28 protein-coding genes are annotated in these 24,841 nt (G+C 64.5%); 10 read left to right on the forward strand and 18 right to left on the reverse strand.

All coding sequences use genetic code 11. The annotated features are described in order from the left end of the window. Positions 1-100 precede the first annotated feature (100 nt). The 8 genes from FJ974_RS23580 to FJ974_RS23615 form a co-directional block, all read right to left on the reverse strand. Complete coding sequence (locus FJ974_RS23580) at positions 101-565, reverse strand: cytochrome c-type biogenesis protein CcmH (protein WP_140532730.1); 465 nt, start codon at positions 563-565, stop codon at positions 101-103. Then, positions 562-2,553 carry a heme lyase CcmF/NrfE family subunit gene (locus tag FJ974_RS23585; protein WP_140532729.1) on the reverse strand — a complete coding sequence of 664 codons (1,992 nt, stop codon included), beginning with the start codon at positions 2,551-2,553 and terminating at the stop codon, positions 562-564. Before FJ974_RS23585 ends, FJ974_RS23580 begins: the two co-directional genes overlap by 4 nt. 61 nt (positions 2,554-2,614) lie before the next feature. Continuing rightward, on the reverse strand, positions 2,615-3,058 hold the full coding sequence (gene ccmE, locus FJ974_RS23590; RefSeq protein WP_140532727.1) for a cytochrome c maturation protein CcmE: 444 nt from the start codon (positions 3,056-3,058) through the stop codon (positions 2,615-2,617). 3 nt (positions 3,059-3,061) lie between these two features. Beyond that, positions 3,062-4,198 (reverse strand): c-type cytochrome biogenesis protein CcmI, encoded by a 1,137-nt coding sequence (gene ccmI, locus FJ974_RS23595; protein ID WP_140532725.1) that lies wholly within the window; start codon positions 4,196-4,198, stop codon positions 3,062-3,064. A gap of 312 nt (positions 4,199-4,510) precedes the next feature. Beyond that, positions 4,511-4,948 (reverse strand): hypothetical protein, encoded by a 438-nt coding sequence (locus FJ974_RS23600; protein WP_140532723.1) that lies wholly within the window; start codon positions 4,946-4,948, stop codon positions 4,511-4,513. A gap of 164 nt (positions 4,949-5,112) precedes the next feature. Continuing rightward, positions 5,113-6,495 carry an ATP-binding protein gene (locus tag FJ974_RS23605; RefSeq protein ID WP_181177079.1) on the reverse strand — a complete coding sequence of 461 codons (1,383 nt, stop codon included), beginning with the start codon at positions 6,493-6,495 and terminating at the stop codon, positions 5,113-5,115. 25 nt (positions 6,496-6,520) lie between these two features. Then, positions 6,521-7,186 (reverse strand): response regulator transcription factor, encoded by a 666-nt coding sequence (locus FJ974_RS23610; RefSeq protein ID WP_140532719.1) that lies wholly within the window; start codon positions 7,184-7,186, stop codon positions 6,521-6,523. An 84-nt stretch (positions 7,187-7,270) separates the two neighbouring features. Next, entirely contained in the window at positions 7,271-7,570 is a 300-nt protein-coding gene (locus tag FJ974_RS23615) for a hypothetical protein (RefSeq protein ID WP_140532717.1), read from the reverse strand. Between the two features lie 227 nt (positions 7,571-7,797). Here FJ974_RS23615 and FJ974_RS23620 point away from each other — a divergent pair, with 227 nt between their 5' ends. Then, a complete protein-coding gene (locus FJ974_RS23620; protein WP_140532747.1) occupies positions 7,798-8,196 on the forward strand; it encodes an ester cyclase in 399 nt (132 codons plus the stop codon). Positions 8,197-8,324: 128 nt separating this feature from the next. Here FJ974_RS23620 and FJ974_RS23625 read toward each other — a convergent pair whose 3' ends face one another. Both FJ974_RS23625 and FJ974_RS23630 read right to left on the reverse strand, forming a co-directional pair. After that, a complete protein-coding gene (locus FJ974_RS23625; RefSeq protein WP_140532715.1) occupies positions 8,325-8,732 on the reverse strand; it encodes a DUF3168 domain-containing protein in 408 nt (135 codons plus the stop codon). A gap of 76 nt (positions 8,733-8,808) precedes the next feature. After that, entirely contained in the window at positions 8,809-9,750 is a 942-nt protein-coding gene (locus FJ974_RS23630; RefSeq protein ID WP_140532713.1) for a LysR family transcriptional regulator, read from the reverse strand. Between the two features lie 133 nt (positions 9,751-9,883). Between FJ974_RS23630 and FJ974_RS23635 the strand changes: the two genes are divergently transcribed. After that, entirely contained in the window at positions 9,884-10,777 is an 894-nt protein-coding gene (locus FJ974_RS23635) for an SAM-dependent methyltransferase (RefSeq protein ID WP_140532711.1), read from the forward strand. A 20-nt stretch (positions 10,778-10,797) separates the two neighbouring features. Continuing rightward, a complete protein-coding gene (locus tag FJ974_RS23640; protein WP_181177077.1) occupies positions 10,798-11,430 on the forward strand; it encodes an NAD(P)-dependent oxidoreductase in 633 nt (210 codons plus the stop codon). Positions 11,431-11,432: 2 nt separating this feature from the next. Here FJ974_RS23640 and FJ974_RS23645 read toward each other — a convergent pair whose 3' ends face one another. Next, positions 11,433-12,986 carry a trimethylamine methyltransferase family protein gene (locus tag FJ974_RS23645; RefSeq protein WP_140532707.1) on the reverse strand — a complete coding sequence of 518 codons (1,554 nt, stop codon included), beginning with the start codon at positions 12,984-12,986 and terminating at the stop codon, positions 11,433-11,435. Between the two features lie 313 nt (positions 12,987-13,299). Here FJ974_RS23645 and FJ974_RS23650 point away from each other — a divergent pair, with 313 nt between their 5' ends. The 4 genes from FJ974_RS23650 to FJ974_RS23665 all read left to right on the forward strand — a co-directional run bounded on the left by FJ974_RS23650 (position 13,300) and on the right by FJ974_RS23665 (position 17,522). Further along, positions 13,300-14,007, forward strand: a complete 708-nt coding sequence (locus tag FJ974_RS23650; RefSeq protein ID WP_181177076.1) for a hypothetical protein — start codon at positions 13,300-13,302, stop codon at positions 14,005-14,007. Positions 14,008-14,161: 154 nt separating this feature from the next. Then, positions 14,162-16,318, forward strand: a complete 2,157-nt coding sequence (locus FJ974_RS23655) for a transglycosylase domain-containing protein (RefSeq protein ID WP_140532705.1) — start codon at positions 14,162-14,164, stop codon at positions 16,316-16,318. Between the two features lie 78 nt (positions 16,319-16,396). Continuing rightward, entirely contained in the window at positions 16,397-16,981 is a 585-nt protein-coding gene (locus FJ974_RS23660) for a DUF1214 domain-containing protein (RefSeq protein WP_140532703.1), read from the forward strand. After that, a complete protein-coding gene (locus FJ974_RS23665) occupies positions 16,974-17,522 on the forward strand; it encodes a DUF1254 domain-containing protein (protein WP_140532701.1) in 549 nt (182 codons plus the stop codon). Before FJ974_RS23660 ends, FJ974_RS23665 begins: the two co-directional genes overlap by 8 nt. A 13-nt stretch (positions 17,523-17,535) precedes the next feature. Here FJ974_RS23665 and FJ974_RS23670 read toward each other — a convergent pair whose 3' ends face one another. Continuing rightward, positions 17,536-17,718, reverse strand: coding sequence for a hypothetical protein (locus FJ974_RS23670; protein WP_140532699.1), 183 nt, complete (start codon positions 17,716-17,718; stop codon positions 17,536-17,538). A 186-nt stretch (positions 17,719-17,904) separates the two neighbouring features. Here FJ974_RS23670 and FJ974_RS23675 point away from each other — a divergent pair, with 186 nt between their 5' ends. Continuing rightward, positions 17,905-18,903: a DUF2336 domain-containing protein gene (locus FJ974_RS23675; RefSeq protein WP_140532697.1), complete on the forward strand. Its 999-nt coding sequence runs from the start codon at positions 17,905-17,907 to the stop codon at positions 18,901-18,903. 7 nt (positions 18,904-18,910) lie between these two features. On the opposite strand, the gene FJ974_RS23680 is transcribed toward FJ974_RS23675, so the two are convergent. The 5 genes from FJ974_RS23680 to FJ974_RS23700 all read right to left on the reverse strand — a co-directional run bounded on the left by FJ974_RS23680 (position 18,911) and on the right by FJ974_RS23700 (position 22,551). Then, positions 18,911-19,258, reverse strand: coding sequence for a DUF1491 family protein (locus FJ974_RS23680; protein WP_140532695.1), 348 nt, complete (start codon positions 19,256-19,258; stop codon positions 18,911-18,913). Positions 19,259-19,359: 101 nt separating this feature from the next. Next, positions 19,360-19,497: a hypothetical protein gene (locus FJ974_RS30310; protein ID WP_319023043.1), complete on the reverse strand. Its 138-nt coding sequence runs from the start codon at positions 19,495-19,497 to the stop codon at positions 19,360-19,362. A gap of 175 nt (positions 19,498-19,672) precedes the next feature. Next, complete coding sequence (locus FJ974_RS23690; RefSeq protein WP_140532693.1) at positions 19,673-19,939, reverse strand: type II toxin-antitoxin system ParD family antitoxin; 267 nt, start codon at positions 19,937-19,939, stop codon at positions 19,673-19,675. A 97-nt stretch (positions 19,940-20,036) separates the two neighbouring features. Next, positions 20,037-20,828 (reverse strand): peptidoglycan-binding protein, encoded by a 792-nt coding sequence (locus FJ974_RS23695; RefSeq protein WP_140532691.1) that lies wholly within the window; start codon positions 20,826-20,828, stop codon positions 20,037-20,039. Then, complete coding sequence (locus FJ974_RS23700; protein ID WP_140532689.1) at positions 20,803-22,551, reverse strand: sensor histidine kinase; 1,749 nt, start codon at positions 22,549-22,551, stop codon at positions 20,803-20,805. Before FJ974_RS23700 ends, FJ974_RS23695 begins: the two co-directional genes overlap by 26 nt. A 529-nt stretch (positions 22,552-23,080) precedes the next feature. Between FJ974_RS23700 and FJ974_RS23705 the strand changes: the two genes are divergently transcribed. Together FJ974_RS23705 and FJ974_RS23710 are read left to right on the forward strand one after the other, a co-directional pair. Next, entirely contained in the window at positions 23,081-23,464 is a 384-nt protein-coding gene (locus FJ974_RS23705) for a DUF5330 domain-containing protein (protein ID WP_140532687.1), read from the forward strand. Between the two features lie 198 nt (positions 23,465-23,662). Continuing rightward, a complete protein-coding gene (locus FJ974_RS23710) occupies positions 23,663-24,091 on the forward strand; it encodes a SufE family protein (protein ID WP_140532685.1) in 429 nt (142 codons plus the stop codon). Between the two features lie 145 nt (positions 24,092-24,236). Here the strand turns inward: FJ974_RS23710 and FJ974_RS23715 are convergent, their stop codons facing one another. Next, on the reverse strand, positions 24,237-24,662 hold the full coding sequence (locus FJ974_RS23715) for a MucR family transcriptional regulator (RefSeq protein WP_140532683.1): 426 nt from the start codon (positions 24,660-24,662) through the stop codon (positions 24,237-24,239). Between the last annotated feature and the right edge of the window lie 179 nt (positions 24,663-24,841).

A 24,841-nucleotide genomic window follows, 5' to 3' on the forward strand; every position in this document is an offset into this window, starting at 1 on the left:
TCGGGTCTGCGCCGCGTCGCTTCGCTCCTTGCTTCGCCCGTGGATGACGAGACGACGGCGCAGGCGTTTCGACTAACCTCCGCATTGCTCACTTCGTGCCCTAATCCCGCAGCATCTTGTCCAGCGCCGCCTGTTCCTCGGCGTTCAGGGGGCTATCGGGCGCGGCGCGGCGCGAGCGGGCACTGATGACGATGAAGGCTCCGCCGACGAGCAGCAGAAGCACCGGCGTGCCCCACAAAAGCGCGTTGCGCAGGCTGAAGCGTGGCTTCAACAGCACGAATTCGCCGTAACGCGAAACGATGTAATCCATCACCTGCTGGTCGGTATCGCCGGCAACGAGGCGCTGGCGCACCAGGACGCGCAGGTCGCGGGCGAGGTCGGCATCGGACTCGTCGATCGACTGGTTCTGGCAGACCATGCAGCGCAAACCTTCGGACAGCGCGCGGGCGCGGGCCTCCAAGGCCGGGTCCTGCAGCACCTCGTCGGGCTTCACCGCCTGGGCGACGCCGGCGAAGAGAAGCGCCAGCAGCAGCACCAGGGAGGCGAGCGAAAATCTCGCCTTCATATCGGGCTCGCGGACACGGCCGCAGTGGCTGTCTTGCGCCGCCTTGCGGGCGCTCCGACGCGCAGACGGCGGTCCATCAGCGACATGGCTGCGCCGGCCATCATCACCAGTCCGCCGCCCCAGATCAGCGTCACCAGCGGCTTCCACCACAGGCGCACAACGACGGAGCCGTCATTGGCCTCGTCGCCGAGCGACAGGTAGAGCTGGCTGAGGCCCAGCGTCCTGATGCCGGACTCGGTCGTCACCGTCTGCCGCACCGGATAGAAGCGCTTGGCAGAAGTGATCTCGCCATCCGGATTGCCGTCGGCGCCGATCAGCAGGAAGCGGCCGCGGTCCTCAGAGTAATTCGGGCCCTTCTGCGGGAAAAGCCCCTCGAAGCGCACCGAATGGCCGGAAAGTTCGATCGTCTCGCCGGGGCGCATGGTGGTGATCTTTTCGGTGCCGAAGGAGAGCGTGCCGACGATGCCAAGCAAGGTCAGCCCAAGGCCGAGATGGGCAAGCGCGGTGCCGAAGACCGAGCGCGGCAGTCCGGCAAAGCGCCTCAGCATTACGGCAGGCGCCACCAAGCCGGCCCCGGACTTCACCGCAAGGTCGGTCAACGCGCCGGAAACCAGCCAGACGGCAAGGCCGACGCCGAGCGCAGCAAACACCGAGGCGCCATCGATGAACAGGCCGGTGACCAGCATCGCTGCGAGCGCAATCGCGAAGGCCGCCATCAGGCGCTGTGAGGCGGCAAAGACATCGCCGCGCTTCCAGGCAAGCAGCGGCCCGAATGGCACGATGGCAAGCAGCGGCAGCATCAGCGGGCCGAAGGTGAGGTCGAAGAACGGCGCGCCGACCGAGATCTTGCCGCCGGTCAGCGCTTCCAGCGCCAGTGGGTAGAGCGTGCCGACCAGCACCGTTGCGGTGGCGGTGGTGAGGAACAGATTGTTGAGCACCAGCGCGCCCTCGCGCGAGATCGGCTGGAACAGGCCGCCGGCGGTGAGCCTCGAGGCGCGCAATGCAAACAGCGCCAGCGAGCCGCCGATGAACAGCGTCAGGATGCAAAGGATGAAGACGCCGCGTGTCGGGTCGGTGGCAAAGGCGTGCACGGAGGTGAGCACGCCGGAGCGCACCAGGAAAGTGCCGAGCAGCGACAGCGAGAAGGTGAGGATGGCGAGCAGCAGCGTCCAGATCTTCAGCGCCGAGCGCTTCTCCATGACGATGGCCGAATGCAGCAGCGCGGTGCCGGCAAGCCATGGCATGAAGGAAGCGTTTTCGACCGGATCCCAGAACCAGAAGCCGCCCCAGCCGAGTTCGTAATAGGCCCAGTAAGAGCCCATGGCGATGCCGCCGGTCAAAAACATCCAGGCGACCAGCGTCCATGGCCGCACCCAGCGCGCCCAGGAGGCGTCGATGCGGCCCTCGATCAGGGCGGCGACCGAGAAGGAAAAGCAGATCGAGAAGCCGACATAGCCGAGATAGAGCAGCGGCGGATGGATGGCGAGGCCGAGATCCTGCAGGACCGGGTTGAGATCGCGGCCCTCGATAGGCGCCGGGTTGAGCCGGATGAAAGGGTTGGATGTCGCCAGGATGAACAGGAAGAAGGCGGCGCCGATCATGCCCTGGACGGCCAGCACATTGGCTTTCAGCGTCGCCGGCAGGTTGGCGCCGAAGACGGCGACAAGCGCCCCGAAGAAAGTCAGGATCAGCACCCAGAGCAGCATCGAGCCTTCGTGGTTTCCCCAGGTGCCGGTGATCTTGTAGATCATCGGCTGCAGCGAATGCGAATTCTCCCACACGCTCGCCACCGAGAAGTCGGAGCCGGCATAGGCGGCCGCAAGTGCGGCGAAGGAGAGCGCGGTGAGCGCAAAGCCGGTGACGGCGACCGGGCCGCCGACCACCATCAAGCGCTGGTTGCCGGTGCGGGCGCCGACCAGCGGCACCAGCATCTGCACCAGCGACAGTGCGAAGGCCAGCACGAGGGCGAAATGTCCGGTTTCAACCATCTTTTACCTGTTTGCCGCAGGTTCTGATCGCAAAACCGCGTGGCACTTTTGCGGAACCCGCTTATTCACTCTTGCTTTCCTGCCACACGCCCTTGGCCTTCAGGCCGTCGGCGACTTCCTTGGGCATATAGCGCTCGTCATGCTTGGCCAGCACGCTGTCGGCGACGAAGACCCCGTCCGGGCCAAAGGCGCCCTCGGTGATGACGCCCTGCTCCTCGCGGAACAAATCTGGCAGGATGCCGGTGTAGGTGACCTTGACAGATTTCTGCTTGTCGGTGACCGAGAAGCCGACGGTAGCGCCCTGCCCGCGCACGAAAGTTCCCTTTTCGACCAGGCCGCCGAGACGGATGCGCTGGCCGGGCGGGATGGTTGCCGTGGCGAGATCGGCCGGCATGTAGAAATAGGACGCCTTCTGGCCGAGCGCGTAGAAGGTGAGCCCGGTAGCGGCGGCAAGAAAGGCCAGCCCCGCCAGGATCACCGACAATCGCTTCTGCTTACGCGTCATCCTTTACTCCGTCGCCGTCACGCCGAGCGAGGCGGCAAGGGCGGTTAATTTTTTTGCTTCCTCGCTGTCGGCGCCAAAAACGGCGACAGCGCGGCCGAGGGCGTCGCGCGCCTGGTCGGCCTTGCCGAGCACGGCATAGGAACGAATGAGCCGCATCCATCCTTCCTCATCGCGGGGATTTTGCTTCAGCCTGTCGTCGAGGCCGGCGACCATGGTTTCGATCATCGCCTGCCGGTCCTGCGGCGACATCTGCTGCGCCGCCTCGACTTGCTGGGCGTCTGGTCCGCTGGCCGGCGCGCCTGCTGCAACCGCGGGCTCCGTCGTCTCGGCCAGTGCCTGCTGGACGGCGCTGTGCCAGGGCGAATCCGGCGCAAGCTGGCCAAGCATTTTTTGCCAGGCTGCCGCGGCTTCGGCCTTCTTACCTTCCTGCGCCAGGCCCATTGCCAGATAGAAGCTCGCCTTGGCGTTGGCCGGGTCGAGCTTCAGCGCCGCCTCGAAGGCGGCCTGTGCGTCGGCCGAGACGATGCCGCCGGCAGCGTTGGCGATTGCCTCGCCAAGACCGGCCCGGCGGGTGGCGCTGTCGCCGTCGAGCCTGATGGCGTTGCGATAGGCCGTCACCGCGTCGGGGAAACGCTGCAGGCGCAGATAAACCGGCGCCAGTATGTCCCAGCCCCTGCCATCGGACGGGTTGGCGGCGAGATGCGCCTCGGCGCGGGCGACAAGCTCATCGACCGAGGAGTCTGCCGGGTTCTTGGCGAGCCGTTCGGCAAGCGGCTGCGACGGCAGGTCCGGCGAGCCGAGCTCGCCATAAAGCCCCCAGCTCACCAGCGGCACCGCCAGCACGGCGGCGGTGGCGATCAATCTTGCGGCGCGCGAGGATCGCCGCGCTTCTGCGCCGGGCTGAGCAGCCGCGCCGAGACGCAGGATGCGGCGGCCAATCTCGGCGCGCGCTTCTTCCGCCTCAGCCGGCTGGATCAGGCCGCGCGCTACATCGCGCTCGAGTTCCGACAGCTGGTCGCGATAGACTTCGAGGTCGTGGTCGCCGGCAGCCGATGCGCCCCTGGTGCCGCCGGCAAGCGGCAATAGCACCGCCAGGCTGGCGCCCAGCGTGAGGATTGCGGCTATGACCCAGAACAGCATGGTTCTTCCAATAAAGGCAGAGCCCCGCCCTGCCAACACAGGCGCACTGCGACGCTTTGACGGCGGATGCGCCGCCCGGCCTTGATCGACATCAATGGCGCCGACTAAAGCATGTCGCGTGAAAAAGGATTCACGCGACATGCTTTAGGTCTTATGCATGTCGTTGTCCCAAAACCGAGGTCACTTTTGGGCGACATGCATTAGACTGTGATGGCGTTTCGTTGAATCGCCATCACAGTCTAACTCTTTGTTGGAGCATGATCTTCTCCGAAAACCGGTTCCCACTTTTCGGGATCATGCTCTAAGGCGCCGTCAGGTCAGCGGCGTCCAGCTGCCGTCGGCATTGCGGCAGGCGGTGCCGCGTGCGGTGACGCCCGAGGTGCCGGTAAAGACGGTGTGGGTGTACTGGCGGCAATCCTGCGAGCCGACCCGGTAAGGCTGGGCGGCGACGACCTCGCCCGAGTGATTGGAACTGTCGCTCTTCCACGTCACCTTCTGGCCGCTGGTGTTGTATTCCAGCGCCTTGTACTCCGCCTCCAGCCCCTTGCGCTTTTCGGCGTCGCTCAGGCCTGAGCCGATCGATCCGCCGATGAGCCCGCCATTCATCGCCGAGACGATGCCGGTCGACACCTTGCCGCCGGCCGGCGGCGTGGCGACGGGCGTCAGCGGAGAGGCAGGGCCACCGCTGCCGAGCGTGGTGCAGCCCGAAACGGCCAGCAAAGCGGAAACGAGCGCGACGCAAATCTTCATGCCAGCAACCGGTTCTCTTGAGCGAGATGGACTTTTTGGTCGGGATGGATTTCTTGAGCGAGATGGACTGGCGGCCGCGCCGTCGGGGAAACTGGCGTGCGCATAGTATTGATATTTGTCGGAAATTTGGCCGCAGCTGCCCTCACGCAAATCGATAAAATACATTATTGAAGGCTCCGCAATCTCACCACCGCCCTCAAGCCGCCCATGCCGGACCGTTCCAGCGCCAGGGCGCCTCCATACTCGTTGACGAGGTCGGCGACAATGGCAAGCCCAAGCCCCGTCCCCGGCTTTGTCTCGTCGAGCCTCCTGCCGCGCTTCAGCACTTCCCGCGCACTGTCCTCGGGAATGCCCGGACCATCATCCTCTATAACGATGTCGAACAGGTTGGCGCTTCCCATCGCCGGAGCAACGGAAACGGCGACAGCGCTCTTCGCCCATTTCATCGCGTTGTCGAGCAGGTTGCCGAGCAACTCCTCCAGATCCTCGCGCTCGCCGGCAAAAATGATCTCGGCCGGCGGCAGCGACAGCGAAAGCCTGGTTTGCGGATTGAGCTTGCGCAGCACGCGCACCATACGCTCGACCAGAGGCGCCACCGGCGTGCGGAAAACGACACTGTCGCGCTGGGCCGCAACGCGCGCCCGCTGCAGATAATGGTCGACCTGCTTTTGCATCGAGGCCGCCTGTTCGGCGATGAGACTGCCCTTGGCGCCGCCGAGCGCGCGGCCCTCGTTGATCAGCACGGCAAGCGGCGTCTTCAGCGAATGGGCGAGATTGCCAACCTGCGTGCGCGAGCGCTCGACGATGCGCCTGTTGTTCTCGATCAACGCGTTGGTCTCGCTGGCCAAAGGCTCGATCTCGGCCGGGAAGCGCCCGTCGAGCCGCTGCGCCGTGCCCTCGCGCACCATGGCCAACGCATTGCGCACACGGCGCAAAGGCTGCAGCCCAATCAGGATGGCGATGGCGTTGATGGCGATCATGCCGACGCCGAACAGCGACAGATAGGTGAGCAAACGACGCTGGAAGCTGGCGATCTCCTGCTCGAGCTCGCTGTGGTTGCCCATGACGCGGAAGCGGGCGGCGCGGTTCTTGGCATCGAGCACGAATTCGCTCTCGAACACGTGCAACTGCTCGCCCTTGATGCCGTCTGAGGCGTAGCTGCGCTGGAAGTTCGCGTTGAAGGGCACTTCGGCGACGCTCGGCGACGGGATCGAGGTCGTCATCGAGGAGGAATGGATCTCGCCATGCACGCCCTCCGAGGCCGGCTCCACCGACCAGTACCAGCCCGAATTCGGTTCGGAGAAGCGCAGGTCGCCAAGGTCCGGCGAGCCGGTGAGCGCGCCGTTGTCGGAAATGCCGACAGAGCCGATCAGGTTGAACAGATGCGCCGACAGCAGGCTGTCGAAGCCGCGCTCGCTGGCCTGGCGGTAAAGCGTGGTAATCAAGGTGAAGATGACGACCAGCGTCAGTATCGCCCAGATGGTGGAAAAGGCGATGACGCGAAAGGTCAGCGAGCGCGGCCAGAGCCGCAGCACGCGTGTCCTCATGGTTGTCGGCTGCAGCGGTTCCGCGTCACGCCTCCGGCTCACGCATGCGATAGCCCATGCCACGCACGGTCTCGATCATGTCAATGCCCATCTTTTTGCGCAGCCGGCCAACAAACACCTCTATGGTATTGGAATCGCGATCGAAATCCTGGTCATAGAGGTGCTCGACCAGCTCCGTCCTCGACACCACCTCGCCCATATGATGCATCAGATAGGCCAACAGCCGGAACTCGTGCGAGGTCAGCTTCAGCGGCACACCGTCGACATCGGCCTTGGAGGCCTTTGTGTCCAGCCTGAGCGGGCCGCAGGTGAGCTCCGATGAGGCGTGGCCGGCGGCGCGCCGGATCAGCGCCCTCACCCGGGCCAGCACCTCCTCGATGTGGAAGGGTTTTGTCACATAGTCATCGGCGCCGGCGTCGATGCCCGACACCTTGTCGCTCCAGCGGTCGCGGGCGGTCAGGATCAGCACCGGCATCTTGCGGCCGCCGCGACGCCAGCGTTCGACGACGCTGATGCCGTCCATCTGCGGCAGGCCGATGTCGAGGACGACGGCGTCGTAAGGCTCGGTGTCGCCAAGGAAATGCCCCTCCTCGCCGTCATAAGCACGGTCGACCACATAGCCGGCATCGACCAGCGCATCCGCCAGCTGCCGGTTGAGATCCTTGTCATCCTCGACGACGAGCACGCGCATGGGTTGAAGCCTGTTGACGGGTTGAAATATAGGCCGATTCCGCCGGCCTGGGAAACTCGAGCCTGTTCAAAGGCAAAAGGAGCGTCAGTTCATCGGGACGACGATTTCCGAACGGCGCGGGCGCTGCCCGTCCTTGCCGGGAACCAGGACGACAATGACGCAGACCTGCTGGCCGCCGCGCGTCGACTGCGAGGCCTTGGCGAGCGTGCCGCCATTCTGCGCCGCGACCTGCTGACCGATGGCGTAGCAATCGCCGGCGGCGAGCACGACCGGCCGTTCGACCGACGGCTCGATGAGCGGCATCGCCCTCGCCTGCGATGCAAACAGTCCGGCTGTGGCAAGCGCCAGCATGGCGGTTCGGAGGTTAGAGCCAAAATTTTTCATGATCACGGTTCTAACGCATACGTGCTGAACGTGAAATGAACGGTGAACGGCCGAAAATCCATGCCCGCCATACCCCCGTAACGCGAGACAACCGATTGCATTCCTGCCGCCCAAATCCCTCAAGCCGGCTCCAGATTCATAACCGCAAAACCAGCTGCACGGCTATGATTTTTATGGTTTTCGCGTGCCGGGTCCGGCACTAGTTAACGTGCTGAACGCCGATGACAATGGAGCGCGCCGTGACGAGCGAGGAACTCGCCGACCTTTACAAAAGCTACATCGCCTGCCTGAACGCTGAGGACTGGGCCAGTCTCGGCCGCTTCGTCGGCGAGGAGGTGCAGTATAATGGCGAGACGGTCGGACTGGCGGGCTATCGCCGCATGCTTGAGAGCGATTTCCAGGCCATTCCGGATCTGCGTTTCAACATCGAGCTCCTGGTTAGCCAGCCGCCGCGCGTGGCCGCCCGCCTGCATTTCGACTGCAGGCCGAAGGGCATGCTGTTCGGCCTGCCGGTCAACGGCAAGCGCGTCGCCTTTGCCGAAAATGTCTTTTATGAATTTCACGACGGCCGAATCCGCGAGGTCTGGTCGGTCATCGACAAGGCCGCCATCCAGGCGCAGATTTAGAGCAATTCCAGGAAAAGTGTGACACGGTTTTCCGTCCGGAATTGCGTAAAAACAAACAGATAGAGTGTTTCGCCGTTTCCGTGAAACGGTGAAACGCTCTAGAGCGGGGAGTTGGATCGAGCTGGCTGTCAGGCGGTTTCCTGCGTGACGGCGCGAAAGCGCAGCAGCCCGTGATGGACGGCGAGGTCCTCGTCATAGCGCGCCTCGGCGAATTCCAGCGACAGGCGTGTTTGTCCGCGCGGGCCGATAGAAAGCGCAGCACCGTCGAGGCGCGACCTGATGCTATCCATGATCAGTCGCGTCTCGGCCTCGCCTTGCGCCTTCGACCAGACATGCAGCGTGACGAGCTGATCTTTGTCGTCATCGGCGCCGCTTTCGAGATCGAACGCGCTGGTGCGGCCGTAAGTGACATGCGGAAAGGCGGCATTCTGGCTTGCCCGCTCGAGCAGGCCAGCGCCGCCGAGCAGGGCCGACAGCGAGGAATCGCTTTTCAGCCTGAGGAACAAGGCCTGCATCAAATCGCCAGGCGCCGTCATTTATCGTCCCATCGCCTGACACGCCCTGAACAAATCTTACGCCGGCAGTTTCGCACCCACCGTAACCGCGTTGCGCTCACTTCGCCAGATCGACGGGCCCGATCCGAGACCCGCTTTCTGGAAGTCGGCGCGGCTCACCGCTGATCAACTCCGCGTGGTCCTTGATTACGGCGGCCACGAAGCGGATGACGGCGCGCACCGGCGCCTCATCACCGATCTCGCGGCGATAGACAAGCGAAACTGGGTGGCTGCCGATAATATCGGGGGTGAGCCGCACCATACGCGGTTCGGGTTCCGCCAGCATGCAGGGCATCGCCGCCAACCCGGCGCCGCCGAGCGCCGCCGCCAGCATCTCGGTCATTTCCGCAACGCGAAACACGATCGTCGCGCCGTTGCCGTACGCTTCGACCCAGCGGGCACCGGGCACGCCAGCAAGGTTCTCGTGAAAGCCGATGATGTCGTGCCCGAACAGTCGATGTGGATCGATCGGCATTGGATGGCGATCAAGGTAGACCCGGGAGGCGTAGAGCGACCAGCCCGAGACGCAAAGCTTGCGTGCAACAAGCGTTTCGTCGATAACAGGCCCAATCCTGACTGCGAGGTCGGCCTCGCCATGCTGGAGATCGACGGGGCGGCTGCCGCTGGTCAATTCGAGGCTGATTTCGGGACAGGCCTTGCGGAAAGCCGCCGTGCGCTCGGTAAAGAAGGGGCTGAACCCGGTCGGCAGCGCCAGCCTGACGCGGTGCGTACCCGAGCGGGCCAAGGCGGTCATCGCCTCAATGGCGCGTTCCAGATCCTCGCCGAGCGGCAGTAATTTCTGGCCAAGCGGCGTCACCTCGACGCCTTGCGGGCGGCGCACCACCAGCGCGACCCCAAGCGCAGCCTCGAGTGCGGCCAGGCGCCGGCTGACCGTGGTGTGCCGCACGCCCGCCGCGCGGGCCGCGCCTGACAGCGTTCCCGCCCGCGCGGTGGCGAGAAAGTAGCGCAGATCGTTCCAGTCGGGTTCGCCGGTTGTCATCACGGGCTCATTCTAGACCAGCTCGGCGCCGGATGCTTGTGCCGTTCCGCACAGGCTTGCGCGAAAATCGCCAATGGCGGGATCACGCCGGCGGCGCCAGAATCGGCATGATCCGTATCAGAAGAGCTGAGCCATGGGCATGGAAAACCTGCGAGCGGTAGTGGCGCGGCACGCGGCATCGTTAAACGCGCTCGTGGCGCTCGGCCTTGCGCTGGAGGCGCGGCTGCGTGGCACGGCACTGGACGATGAAGCGGCTCGGCGCACCGAAGCTGTACTCGGCAGCCTCGGCGTATCGGACGTGGTTGCCGACGCCAGCGCCGCCGAGCTTTTGCCCGTGCTGGCGAGCATCAAGGTCGACCTGTTGTCGGGCGGCAAGCTCCTGTCGGCGCCATCCGCCGGCGCGGAGACCGCGGAAGCCAGCCTGCGGCAGGCCCTCGGCGACGTTTCCGCCGGTTTCCCTGTGCTGCTCAAGCGATCAATCGCGCCGCAGCTTGCCGGTCTGCCGGAGAGGCTCGACAAGCCAGGTGCTGCTTTCCTCGATATAGGCGTCGGCGTCGGCGCACTGTCGGTATCTATGCTGCGGGAGTGGCCGGAACTGCGGGCCGTCGGCATCGACCCGTCGGCCGACGCCATCGCCCAGGCACACGCCAATGTGAAAGCGGCCGGGCACGCGGACCGTATCACACTGCGCATCGGTCTCGGCCAGGAGGTTGAGCTGGAGGAAGTGTTCGACCTCGCTTTCGTACCCAGCGCCTTCATCCCGGAAGCACATGTCAGAGCAATCGTCCCGCGCTGCCGGGCGGCCCTGAAGGCGGGCGGCTGGTTGCTGCTGGCAATGGTCAATCCCGGGCCGGATGCACTGGGACACGCGCTCGCAGGTTTTCGCACCACGATGTGGGGCGGCACAGTTTTCGAGAACGGTGCAGCGCAGGCCCTGGTCGAGGAATGCGGCTATGCCGACACAAAGCTGCTGCCCGGTCCGGCGGGAGCACCCGTCGCTTTCGTTGCCGGGCGCAAACCGCGCTGACGATAACCGGGAGACTGACGATGAGATTGTTGATCTTTGGCGCCTCCGGCGCGACGGGGCGCGGCCTCGTCTCGGCGGCGTTGGCGGAGGGCCACATGGTGACTGCCTTCGTCCGCACGCCGAGCAAATTTGCCGTCAGCGACGAGCATCTGAGGGTAATCATCGGAGACGTCGCTGACCGCCAGGCGGTGGACGGCGCGATTCGCGGCCACGACGCGGTGCTCAGTTGTCTCGGGGTCAGCGTGCCGCTGAAGCACGATGCGGCGGTGATTGCCGGCATCGGCTTCATCGTCGAGGCGATGCAGCGGACCGGTCCCGCGCGGCTCATCTATCAATCGTTCCTGGGCGTCAGCGACAGCCGTCGACAATTGGGGCCGCTGCTCGGCGGCATCATCGCGCCGCTCGTGCTGCGTCATGAGGTGGCTGATCACGAAGCGAAAGAAAGACTAATCGCGCAGTCCGGCCTCGACTGGACGATCGTTCGGCCGCCCAGGCTTGGCAATGGCCCCGCTACTGGCCGGTTCCGCCACGGCAACGGCATTCGGGCAAAATCGCTGCTGCCGATCCTGCCTCGCGCCGACGTGGCGGCCTTCATGCTTGCCCAGGTCAGCAACGCCACATATTCGCGCAAAGCCGTCTCGCTGCTCGACTGATCTTACGACACCGGAGCGGCCCCGCCCTCTTCGGTGCGCCGCGCGATGAACGCGTCGAGCACGCCGGCGGTGGCGGCGGCCGAAGGCGGCGGCTGGAAGTCGGCGAGCAGACGCTTCCAGATGCCGGTGGCGCGTTCGGTGGCATTTTTCGAGCCGGCTTGCGTCCAATTGCCGAAATTCGACCAGTCGGCGACCAGCGGCTCGTAAAAGGCGGTGCGGTAGCGGGCCATGGTGTGGCCGGCCGAGAAGAAATGCCCGCCGGGTTGCACCTCGGCGATGGCCTCGAAACCGATGGCTTCGGCATCGCCCGGCGTGCTCACGCAAAGCTCGGCGATCGTCTGCAGCGCTTCCATGTCGGTGATCAGCTTCTCGAAGGAGACGCTCAAGCCGCCTTCCAGCCAGCCGGCGGCATGGATGCAGACGGTGGCGCCGGCAAGCACCGAGCCCCACAGCGCGAACTGCGTCTCATGCGCTGCCTGCGCATCGGATGTGTTGGCGGCGCTGCCGCCGCCGGACCGCCAGGGCAGGCCGGTGAAGCGCGCCAGCTGGCCGGCGCCAAGCGTCGCCTTGACGTGCTCCGGCGTGCCGAAAGCCGGCGCGCCGGACTTCATGTCGACATTGGAAGAGAAGGAACCATAGACCACCGGCGCGCCGGGACGCACGATCTGGGCGAGGGTCAGGCCCGCCAGCGCCTCGGCATGCTGCAGCGTCAGCGCGCCGGCCACCGTGATCGGCGCCATGGCGCCGGCCAGGCAGAAGGGCGTGATGATCAGCACCTGGCCGGCCTTGGCAAAGTCGATGATGCCTTGCGCCATCGGGATGTCGAGCTGGCGCGGCGAGTTGGTGTTGATGACGGTATAACAATAGGCGCCGGTGCGGAACTCATCCTGCGAAAGGCCGCGCGCCAGCCTGATCATCTCGAAGCCGTCCTCGACCTGCGGCGTGCCGCGCGCGAAGATGAAGGGGAACTTGTCGGACAGGGTTAGCTGCGCCCGATTGACCGCATAGTGGCGGACACGATTGTCGACGTCCTGCGGCTCGATGCAGGGGCCGAGCATATGCAGCACGTCGAAATGCTGGATCAGCTTGGTCAGTTGCTCGAAGGCGGCGAGCGTGCCCGGCCTGCGGCCGCGTTCGAGATCGGTGACGTTCGGCGCGCCTGAGCCGGCCAGAAAGGTCATCGAGCCGAGTTCGAGCATCAGGTCGCGAGAGCGGTCGCCGCCGAAGGCGGGAATGGAGCGCGGCGCCGAGGCAAGGGCTGCCTCGACCATATCGCGGCCGATGCGCACCATCTGGCTGTCCTCGTCGACCAGCGCGCCGGACCTGGCAAGAATGGCGCGCGCCTGCGGCAGCAGCACCTTGATGCCTAGCTCTTCCAGCACCCGCAGCGCCGTGTCGTGAATGGCGGCGACCCGGTCGTCGGAAAAGACCGGCTGCGGCAGGAACGGGTTCTTCAGCGAGCGATAATTTGGACGGCGGCTCGATTCGCTGCCCGCCTCGCCGGCGCGTCCGCGCCGACGCTCGCGCCTAAGATCACGTGCGGCCTCATCAATCATGGCACAACCTCCTCATTGCCGCATCGCCTGCCTTGCGGGTTGTAGGGCGAGGCCGCAATACGCGCGCCGGCCGCTCGACGCCGACAATATGCACCGACAGCGCCGTCCCTTTCCCCGGCGAAATCGTCGTCCGCCAACGCCAGCGCGACGCCGCGGAAGTTCCCATCTGTTCGTTCAAGCGGACGGCGGTCGGAGACCCACGTCTCGCGGCCTTACGAAGAATCGGATGCATTTGGAACAATTGAAGATTGTTTCAGTTCAAGGTGCATCACAGACACGCAGTCATTTCAAGGCAGCGAGTTGACGGCATCCAATGGCGACGGACGAGGGCAAGACCAGTGATCAAACCCTGCAATGCCTCACGACCGAACATTTCGTGTTGCAGACGGCGCGGTCGGCCACCATCCAGGAGGCCAATTCGCGCGCCGTCCTTTTCCTGACCGCCGTTTCCAGCGCCACCGTCGCGCTGGCCTTCGTCGCTCAAGTGACGAGCATGGGCCAGCCATTCGTTCTTTTCAGCCTGATCCTGCTTCCCTGCCTGTATTTCATCGGCATCGTCACCTTCGTTCGGGCGGTCCAGGTCGCAATCGAGGACATGGTCCTTGCACGTGGCATGGCTCGCATCCGGCATTATTTCGTGGAGACGGCTCCCGGCGTGGAGAAATACTTGATCCACTCCCGTCACGACGACGAGGAGGCATTGCTCGTCAGCAAAGCCCTTCATTCCTCGCACTGGCAATCATTCATGAGCACTGCGGGGATGGTGAGCGTCATCGCCAGTGTCATCGCAGGTGTTTTCACCGGCGTGCTGGCGAAAGCCGTCGCAGTCCCGGGTATCGTCGCGGCAACCGGAATTGGCATGTTGGTGTTCGCCGTCAGCATCTTCGCCCTTCGTCAATACCAGGAGGCTAGATGGAATGCTGCCGAACATATGCTGGACGTGCGGTTCCCAAGCACCACAGCGGCCTCCCGTGGCGCCGGCCGTTCAGATGAACGGGGTCGAGAGCACCCCGAACCATAATGGTGGTCGGTGCGCTTCCAATCAACAAAGCTGTGCTGTGGCTTCGCTGCTCTTGTGAGCAGTGATAAAATGGTCGAATAGTTTGACAGGGTGCTCCCCCTGAAACTGCCCGCATCCTGTTTCGGGCGAAAGCACGCTCGGCGGGAAATCTGGAATGGCAAGTCCTTCGAAACCACGCAAGAGAAGAGGCCGGATCGCCTCCGCGCTGCTTGCCGTCGACGCTTGGCTCGATTCCTCGCTCTACGAGATCAGCTTCAAGGCGCGCGAGTTCTGGGAAGCCGCCACCATCTTTTCGCGTCGTTTCCGGCTGCATGGCTGGCGCCGCAGCATCATCGAGGTGCTGAGCGAAGGCTTCACCATGGGCGCCGGCGGCTTCGTCGTGCTGCTCGCGCTTGCCATGCCCGCCTTCCAGATCACCGCGAGCGACTGGCGCGGCCAGGGCGACTTCGCCGTCACCTTCCTCGACCGCTACGGCAACGAGATCGGCCAGCGCGGCATCATCCAGCGCGATTCCGTGCCGGTCGACGAGATGCCCGACCACGTCATCAAGGCGGTGCTGGCGACCGAGGACCGGCGTTTCTTCGACCATTACGGCATTGATATTCTTGGTCTCTCCCGCGCGATCTTCGAGAATGTGCGGGCCAATTCGGTCGTGCAGGGCGGCTCCAGCATCACCCAGCAGCTCGCCAAGAACCTGTTCCTTTCCAACGAGCGCACCCTCGAGCGCAAGATCAAGGAAGCCTTCCTGTCGTTGTGGCTGGAGGCCAACCTCTCCAAAAAGGAGATCCTGCAGCTCTATCTCGACCGCGCCTACATGGGCGGCGGCACGTTCGGCATCGAGGCGGCGGCGGATTTCTACTTCGGCAAGAGCGTCAAGGACCTGAACCTGGCCGAAGCGGCCATGCTTGCCGGCCTGTTCAAGGCGCCGACCAAATACGCCCCGCACATCAACCTGCCGGCGGCGCGCGCCCGCGCCAACGTGGTGCTTTCCAACCTCGTCGACGCCGGCTTCATGACCGAGGGCCAGGTGCTGCAGGCGAGGCTGCATCCGGCCGATGTCGTCGACCGCGGCGAGCAGAAGAGCCCGGACTATTTCCTCGACTGGGCCTTCGACGAGGTCAAGAAGATCGCCAAGCCCGGCCAGCACTCGCTGGTGGCGCACACCACGTTCGATGCCAACATCCAGAAGGCGGCGGAGGAGTCGGTCGAGTTCCACCTGCGCCAGTTCGGCAAGGAATACAACGTCACCGAAGGCGCGGTGGTGGTGATCGAGACCAATGGCGCGGTGCGCGCCATCGTCGGCGGCCGCGACTACGGCACCAGCCAGTTCAACCGCGCCACCAAGGCGCTGCGCCAGACCGGCTCCTCGTTCAAGCCTTACGTCTATGCCACCGCGATGGAGCACGGCTTCACGCCGGATTCAGTCGTGTCCGGCGGCCCGATCAGCTGGGGCAGCTGGTCGCCGCACAATTACAATGGCGGCTCGGCCGGCAACGTGACGCTGATCACGGCGATCGCCAAATCGATCAATACCGTGCCGGTGCGGCTCGCCAAGGATTATCTCGGCGTCGGCCCGATCAAGGCGATGGCCGAATCGATGGGCGTCGAATCGCCGCTGGAATCGCATAAGACCATGGTGCTCGGCACCTCCGGCATGACGGTGATGGACCAGGCGACAGGATATAGCGTGTTTGCACAGAACGGCTTCGTCGGCTCCCGCCACGGCATCACGCAGCTCGTCACGCGCACCGGCGAGGTGGTCTATGACTGGGCCAAGGACGCGCCGCCTCCGCACCGCGTGCTGTCGGAACAGGCGCTGAAATACATGAACACCATGCTGGCGGCGGTGCCGGCGATCGGCACGGCCAGACGCGCGCAGTTGCCCAATATCGTCGTCGCCGGCAAGACCGGGACGACGCAGTCCTATCGCGACGCCTGGTTCGTCGGCTTCACCGGCAATTACACGGCCGCCGTCTGGCTCGGCAACGACGACTTTACGGCAACCAACAAAATGACGGGCGGCACGCTGCCGGCAATGGTCTGGCAGCGGCTGATGGTCTACGCGCACCAGAACATCGACCTGAAGCCGATCCCGGGCATCGAGCATCCGTGGGTCGATCCGGAAGTCGCCGCCAAGGCCGAGGAGGCGGCGAAGAAGGAGGCTGACGCGGCGGCTGCGCAAGCCGAGGCCGAGCGCCCGCCGGTGCTTTCCAGCCGGACCACGCAGACGCTGAGGGAAATGACCAAGCTGTTCGAGGCTGCACACGTGCTCGACGCGCCCGCCCCGCGGGAGACGCTGTCGGCGCTCTAACCGGCCTCAAATCAAGCCGGCTTGCCACATGGCCCCGCGTCGCGATATCCCGAGCAACCTCCTCTGTTGCGGCCCCTCATGCTCAAGAATGCCTTCCTCACGCTGCTGTCGCTTGCCATGGCCATCGGGCTGGGTGGCGGCAGCGTCTGGTACGCGCTCAACGCGCAGGATGGCGTCGGCGCGATCCGCATCGGCCAATGGACAGCGTTTCCCGAAGTGGGCATGCTGGCCGCCGATCCCTATTCGAAGGCGCGCGTGGCGCGCGAGGGTGTTTTGGCGCTCGGCCGGGCCGAGGGCCTGTCCTTCGTGGCCGAGCGCGACGAGGCGGGCGAGCCGCTGAAGCGGGAATGCGCCTACACGATCGAAGGCGGCTATCCGACGGCCAGGTTCTGGACGCTTTATGCCGCCGACCAGTCGCTCGGCGTCATCGACACCGGCAAGGCAAGGCCTGCCGCGCTGCAATCCTACGAGGTGCTGCGCCAGCCCGACAATACGGTCGACATTTCGGTCGGCAATCGCCCTGCCCCCGGCAACTGGCTGCTCACCAACGGCTTCGGCCAGATGTATTTCGTGCTCACCTTCTACGATACGCCGATTGCCTCGAGCACGGGCCTCTCCGACGTGACGCTGCCGCGCATCCTGAAGGCGGGCTGCAATGCGTAGCCTGCTGCACGCCCTGATCCTCGGCCTGCTCGGCGCCGGCATCGTGCACATCGTCGTGCTGTTCCTGGTGCCGGAATTTTCCGAGCGCGACGCCTGGTCGCGGCTGGCGATGGCCTCCGATCTCTACAAGATGGCGCGACTGGACGCCGAAGCCGGCGGCGCGCCGGTGGTGAAGTCGGTCGACCCGCTGTTCTACGCCGCCGCCTGCCGCTTCGACCTGGCCGACGGGCTGGTGCGGATCAGGGCGCCCGGCGACGTGCCGTTCTGGTCGGCCTCGGTTTATGATCGCAACGGCCACAACATCTATTCCTTCAACGACCACAACGCCAACGGCGAAAAGCTCGACGCCGTGGTGCTGACGCCGGCGCAGATGATAGATGTCCGGCGCGATCTTCCGGAGGATCTGCAGGGCGCGATCTTCGTCGAAGCGCCGATCGAGGAAGGCATTTTCGTCGTCCGCGCCTTCGTGCCGGACGAGAGCTGGAAGCCGACCGTGTCGCGCTTTCTCGAGCAGAGTGCCTGCGAGCTACAGGACTACTGACAATCCAAGCCGATCAGTGGTGCGGGACTGGCGGTTGCGGCGAAACCGGCTTGTCCGCCGGACGCGCCTCGCCGATCAGCGGCTTCTGCTCGTAGCGAACGCCGGGGAAAATAATGACCGCCGACGCCGTGCCGGTGTCGTGACTTGCTCGATTGACTGGTGCCGGTCGCGGCACGAAAGACAGTACCATGCCCATGGTTCGCGCATTCCTCTCGGTTGCCCCGGAGCACAACGCTACGCCTCCAAGTCGATTAAGGCGGGCAGAGGGTTAACGGAGCGCTAACGGATCGTCGCTAAGTTGATCTTTGTTCCCTGGAGACGCCAAACCGGCACGGCTGGATTGCGCGGGCCAGGGTCGTGTCGAGTGTCGGGCGTATCTTCCGTGTCTTCTTCCGATTTCAGGCAAATCGCTATCCGGACCGAAGCGGGAAAAGCCGAAAGGCTGTTCCGCGCCGCCGTGTCGGCATTCTGCTCGCTGACACGCCCCTCGCGCCGCGAGATCGCCCAGCTCGAGGATCTGACGCTGCCGCTGTTCAACGACGTCTCGGTCGAATCCCGTCGCTATGTCGCCGCCGCGCTCTCCGAATGCGAATACGCGCCGGCCGCGCTGGTGCGGCGGCTGGCCGAGGAGCCGGTCGAGATCGCGGCCCCCCTGCTCACCCGCTCCAACGCGCTGAGCGACATCGACCTCATCGCTTTGATCGGTCGTCACGGCCTGCCGCATGCGCGCGCCATCGCGCGGCGCAAGGCGCTCAACCCGACGATTGCCGACCTGGTCCGCGCGCTGGAGAAGCCAACCCTGGTAAGGACGCGGCCGCCGGAGACCGTCGCCAAACCTGCGCCGGCGAAGCCGGAGCCGGTTGCCACTCGGGACACCGCGCGCCCGGTTCCCGGCGGGGCAGCGGAAAATGCGCGGCACCGGCTGCGCTCGATCATGCGCCCGGCCGGTGAAGGCGCCGCCGTTGATACGTTCCTCGGCCAATCGGCCTATGTGAAGCTGCGCGAGACCGCGCTGACGGGGAACGCCGCCTTCTTCCAGACCGCCCTTTCAGATGCCCTGGAGATCGACTTTCAAACCGCCCGTGCGGTGACCGGGCAGTCGAGCTACACTGCCTTGCTTGCGGCGCTCAGGGCGCTCGATCTGACCGAGGACAGGGCGTTCCTGATCGCGGTCGCCGTCTATCCCGCGGAGTTCCCGCATCCGCAGGCGATCCGGCTGTTCCTCGACCGCTACCAGCAGCTCAATCGCGAGGCGGCGCTGGACAAGGTGCGTGCCTGGAAGGCCGAGACGCTGTCGCGGGCAATCCGCGGCAATGCGCCGGAGGGCTCCGAGCGCCGCCAGGCGTCGAACAGCGACGAGGCCAGCCTGAAGGCTTCCTGATCCTGCCTCATTCAGTCTTGACGGATAGAAGCTCCTCGGCGGGAACGGCACCCGCCTCGATCTCGACCACCCAGATATCGGGATCGAATCTTTTTTCCTTCTCCAGGCGCGCATCGAAGGCGGCGCCTTCGTCGCCGGAGCCGAGCAAAGTGAAGAAGCGCTCGTCGGGCTTTGCCGAATCGTAGCTCGTCTGCGGCGCCGGCCCGTAGAGGGCAACCTCCCCCAGCCGGCCGCGCGACAGCACGAAGACGGCGCCTGCCTCGATCGCGCCGCGCTTGACCACGGCGGCAAAGCCGCCGGCGGCGAACACCCGGCGCAACAGGGCCGATACCCACAAATCGGTGGTCACGCGCATGACAGGGTTCCGGACGACATCCGCGGTTCCTTACAGCACTGAGCCGGTGACAGGAACGGTTGTCGCCGCTTGGCGCCGTACCTGCAGGATTGGCTCAGGCCTTATAACCGCTCCCCTAACAATTCCGGCGTGATGTTTCGCCCACCATAAAAGATGCCCAAGATCAGCACGCGTTCGCTCTCGACGGCAAAGGCGATGCTGACAGCGCGGCGATAGCCGACAATGCGCAACCCCTGCATAATCTCGGTCCGCTCGGTGCCCCGCGCAGGAAACGTTGAGAGGTTTTGGCAATGATCGCGAATACCGGCAACGAAATTCCAAGCGATTGTGGGCGAGGCGCGCTCCGCGATGTGCTCTAGAGTTCCTCCAGCTCTGCCTTTGCCTGAGGATGGAAAATTACCTCATGCCCCATCGTCACTTGGCTTTCGCCAACTTCACACGATGACGCGTTTCCAGTTCAGAAAAGACCTTGTCGGCCGGGATGCCCTTCGCTGGATCCTGCCGAAGCTCGGCAAGACGGGATGGGATTTCGACACGCAGCCACTTCTCCCGCTCCGCCTCGAAATCTTCCAGCATTCGCAGGCCCGCGCGGACCACTTCGCTGGCATTGTTGTAGCGGCCGGATTCGAGCTGCTTGCGGATGAAGTTCTCGTAGTGTTCGCTGAGGGCGTAGTTTGGCATGGTGACCTCCTGCCTGGACCGCCGCAATATAGCAATAGATGTCAACTATTGAAATCGGCTTCAGCGATTGCGTTGCCTTGCGACGGCTGCGTACCTGTCAGTTCGTCAGGCCGATCTCGCGCATCTTGACGTAGACCGCCTCGTCCGGCTCGCCGGTCTCCGGCAGGCCGAACAGCGCCTGGAATTCCTTAATCGCGGACTTGGTGCGGGCGCCGACCATGCCGTCGAGCTGCATGTCGTTATTGCCGAAGGCCTTGAGACCGGCCTGGATCTTGACGATGCGGGCGTCCGGAGCCTGCGTCGCGCCATTGGCCGTGGCGGAGACCGGGATCGCGGCCGGCTTGGCGGCCGCGGCGGTTGCGGTTGCGGCATCGACCGGGCGCGGCATCGGATGCGGGATGGCCGCCGTCGTCTGCCTGGCGCCGAGCTGGTCGAGCAGCGTGCCGTCAATCTCGCCGGATGCCGTCAGCCCGACCTTGATCTGGTAGGCCTGGATGGCCTTGCGCGTGGCGGGGCCGGAAATGCCGTCAACCGTGCCGTCATAGAAATTAAGATCTTTCAAAATGCCCTGCACCTGCTGGACGACCGGGTCGGGCTTGGCCGGCGGCGGCGGCGGCACCTGGCGCACGATGTTGATGGTGGTCTCCGGCTCGTTGGAGGCGTGCGGAAAATTCTCGATGCTGCGGGTGGCGAAGAAGGCGCCCGCGTGCGGAAAAGGCTGGTACCAGAGCGCGTTGGCGGACACGTAGAAGAGCGTCACCAGGAAGGCGGTCGAGCCGCCAACCAGCACCGGATTGCGCGAGATCAGCTGGCCGATGGCCACCGCCCCTTCGCCAAGGACCCCGCGCTCGGGTTCGACGACCTTAGGCCGTTTTGCGGAGCGCGCCATTTCTCTCCCCATTTGCATCCCCCTTCGGCTTAGCCGCGGGCATGGGCAGCACGCCTGAGGGCGCGCCCGAGCGCCGCTTCGGCCCGTTCACCGGCAGGCTGATCGTCACCGTGGTGCCCTCGCCCGGCGCGCTTTCGATCGACATCGTGCCCTCGTGCAGCGCCACCAGGCCCTTGACCAGCGACAGGCCAAGTCCGGTTCCCTCGAAACGGCGCGTGTAGTCACTCTGGATCTGCATGAACGGCTTGCCGAGGTTGGCGAAATCCTCCTCGGCGATGCCGATGCCGGTGTCGCTCACCCAAAAATGCAGCCGCGAGCCGACGCGCTTGGCGCCGATCACCACATTGCCGCCATCGGGGGTGAACTTCACGGCATTGGAAACGAGATTGATCAGGATCTGCTGCACGGCGCGGCGGTCGGCATTGATCTCGCCGGCATCCGGCGCGACCTGCGCGTCGAGCGCGATGCTCTTTGCCTGGGCCAGCGGCAGCATCATCGAGCGGCACATGTCAACCGCCTCGACGAAGCGGAACGGCTCCGGCTCCGTCGCATAGGCGCCTGCCTCGATGCGCGAAACATCGAGGATCGAGGTGACGACCGACAGAAGATGCTGGCCGGAATCCCGGACAAGACCGACATATTCCTTCTGGCGCGGATCGCTGAAGCCACCGAACATTTCATGCAGCAGCATGTCGGAAAAGCCGATGATGGCATTGAGCGGCGTGCGCAATTCGTGGCTGACCACCGCCAGGAAGCGGCCCTTGGCCACTTCGGCAGCGGCGGCTGCCTCTTTGGCGACGGCGACTTCCTCGCGCAATGCGGCAACGTCATCATTCTCGCGTAGCATCAGGGTGAAGAGGTCCTGGTCGAACTCGCCGCGCATCAATTCCAGGCGGAACGGCCGGAAATTGCCGGCGGACTGGCCGGTGCCGCCGTCGCGCGGCAGCCGGATGCGCAGGTCGAGCCGGCGCATCAGCACCCCGTCGCGCATGTCGGCGAGCGCGGTGAGGTAGGCGACGCGGTCGGAAAGATGGATGCGGTCGAACAGGCCGGTGCCGAACAGCAGCTCCGGCGCCAGCTTGAGGATCGAGCGTGACTTGGCGGAGGCATCGAGCACCTCGCCCTGGCGGGCGACGCGCAGGATAACGGCGTCGATGACATCCTCGAGGCGATCGCCGGCATGCTGCGCCGGCCGCGCGTCGACCGCATTGCTGAAAGCCGCCGCACGCGGAAGCAGCGTCAGCACCCAGGCGAGCGGCAGCAGCCAGTGCCAGGTGGCGATCTCCGTCGCGCCGAGCGGCGGGAGGTGGCCGGCCAAGGGCTGCAGCAGAATGGCGGCGAGTGCCGCAAGCACTCCCGATAAGGCCGCGCGGCGTGATCCGGTGATCCACCACGCTTCGACCGGTAACGCGACCGCCAAAAGAGCGACCGGCGAGGCAAGCCCGCCTGCCGACGTGATGGCGCCGGCAAGGGCGAGGCCGCCCATCGCGATCGCCGCCCGGCTGGCGAACGCCATGTGGCCGGTGGCCGCCACCAGAAGCGCGGCGAACCAGCACAGGCCGAAGGCGGCGAAGATCGCGGCGACCGTGACGGCCGCGCCGAGGCTCGACGTGACCAAAGTCACCGCCGCACCCGCCGCAAGGAAGGGAGCAGCGAGCATGACGCCGATGAAGCGGCGCTGGCGCAAGCGCTCGCCCGGCTCCGTGATGGTCGGGTGAACCATGCGTTCGCAGCCGGCAGCCATCGCACCAGGCAATTGAACGTATCTGGCCGAAATCGAACTCAACGCACTCGTACCCGGTCGTGAAACTGCCCTGCTCATGCAGGTGACTCTTAATTGGCTTGAAATTCGCATTCAGCGTTTAAGGAATGGATAAGGCTAACGCGGCGAACGCCTTGCCCACGTCAAATATCGGGACGCCGGACCAACAAAGCGCGTCGAGTTGCCGCCATGGTAAACGGAGCGTTAGCCGCGACGGGGTACCCGAGCCCTGCAAAGTTGGCCGATCGCTTCGTCTATTTCCATAAATTTCTCTTTATAATCAACTAGATATATGGTTATCATAAAGTTAATGCAATTGGTGAGATTTGAGACAAATCGATTGCAAAACCAGTCGTTTCGAATTTGCCTAAAATTTGAGGAAAATGCATGGCTTCTGCGCAAGCCGTCCTTTGCGCGCCCGTGCCATTATCCCCCCATAAAGAGGTCATGCCGATGATGCATGATCCGCTCACGGACGAGAGGCATTGAGATGGGCTTTCTGATCAGGATGGCTTTCTGGTTTTCGCTGGTGCTGCTGGCGCTGCCGCTTGGCGTCGGCTCCGACGAGGATGGCCGCGAGAGCGTCGGCCCGATCCAGGCGCTGTTTGCGGCGCGCGAGGCGGTCGGCGACATCGCCGGCATATGCGAGCGCAAGCCCGATGTCTGCGAGACGGGCAAATCGGCCATGCACACCATCACCGTCCGAGCCAAGGAAACCGCAAAGATCGCCGCCGCGATGCTGGACGACCAGCGGGCAGGCGCGCCGGAGACGAAGATTGCCGACACATCGGTTGAAACCACCGGCAGCGTCGCCGAAGACATCGTGCTGCCGGCCAAGGTCAACATCCCGGTGACGCTGACGGCGAAGAACTGATGTCCTTTTTCAGCCGCTCACCTGGCTCTTTAGTTTGGCGCGATCCCGGACGGAGAGTTACGGCGAAGTCGCCGAACCCAACCGTTTCACACTTTTCCTGGAATTGCTCTAACGCCGCGGACCCGTCCGACCTCTCGACGTCCGCGGCGTCTTTGTTTTTCCGTGACGCGGCAGCGCCGGGCCACTATATGCGGGGTAATGACGACCTCGATCCGAACGATCCGCGACGACTTTTCCCTGCTCGATGAGTGGGAAGACCGCTACCGCTATGTGATCGAGCTCGGCGAGGCGTTGCCGCCGTTCCCCGAACAGGAACGGACCGCCGCCAACAAGGTGCCGGGCTGTGTCAGCCAGGTCTGGCTGACTACCCAGCAGGGACCGGGTGCCGATCCGGTGATCGACTTCAGGGGCGATTCCGACGCCCATATCGTACGCGGCCTCGTCGCCATCATGCTGGCGCTGTTTTCGGGCCGGCCAGCGAGCGAAATCCAGAACACCGATGCGGAAGCGACGCTGAGGGAACTCGGCCTCGACGAGCATCTGTCGCCGCAGCGCGCCAACGGCCTTCGCTCGATGGTCAAGCGCATCAAGCGCGACGCGGAAGCGGCGTTGAAGCAGACCGCCTGATCTCCGCTATTGTTTTTGCGCAATTCCGGCCGGAAAACCGCTGCGCAGTTTTTCTGGAATTGCTCCGGCGCCCGCCAAAATCTTCCTCAAAGGCAAAACGGCGCCCGCAGGCGCCGTCGAATTCCGGAATTCCGGGCGGCTGCGGTCAGCGGCCCTTGCGCTTGCGGCCGAGGCCCATCTTTTTGGCGAGCTGCGAACGGGCCGCGGCATAGTTGGGGGCGACCATCGGATAGTTGGCGTCCAGGCCCCACTTCTCGCGGTATTCTTCCGGTGTGAGGTTGTAGTGGGTCATCAAATGGCGCTTCAGCGACTTGAACTTCTTGCCGTCCTCGAGACAGACGATGTAGTCGTCATGGACGGACCGCTTCGGATTGACGGCCGGCTTCTGCTTCTCGGCCGAAGGCTGCTCCGTCGTGCCGCCGACGCGGCCGAGAGCGGCATGGACATCGGCTATCAGGTTCGGCAGCTCGCCGACCGGCACCGGGTTGTTGCTGACATAAGCGGCGACGACATCGGCCGTCAGCTCGATCAGCGCGTCACTGTTTTTTGAAGGTGTTTCGGCGATATCCATTGTGTTCAGGCCCCAACGAGATTGTTTCTAACTGCGCCCGTTTTCTAGGATCGGGCATCGCGCGAATTTTCCCGCAGGAAAAGCCCCCTGCGATTCGCGTCGCGTTATCTTAATGCCGCTAGAAAGCAAGTAAGTCAATTCGCATATTGACTTATATTGAGCGATATTCATCAAACATT

The sequence above is a fragment of the Mesorhizobium sp. B1-1-8 genome (assembly GCF_006442795.2).
In the GTDB taxonomy this organism is placed as follows: domain Bacteria; phylum Pseudomonadota; class Alphaproteobacteria; order Rhizobiales; family Rhizobiaceae; genus Mesorhizobium.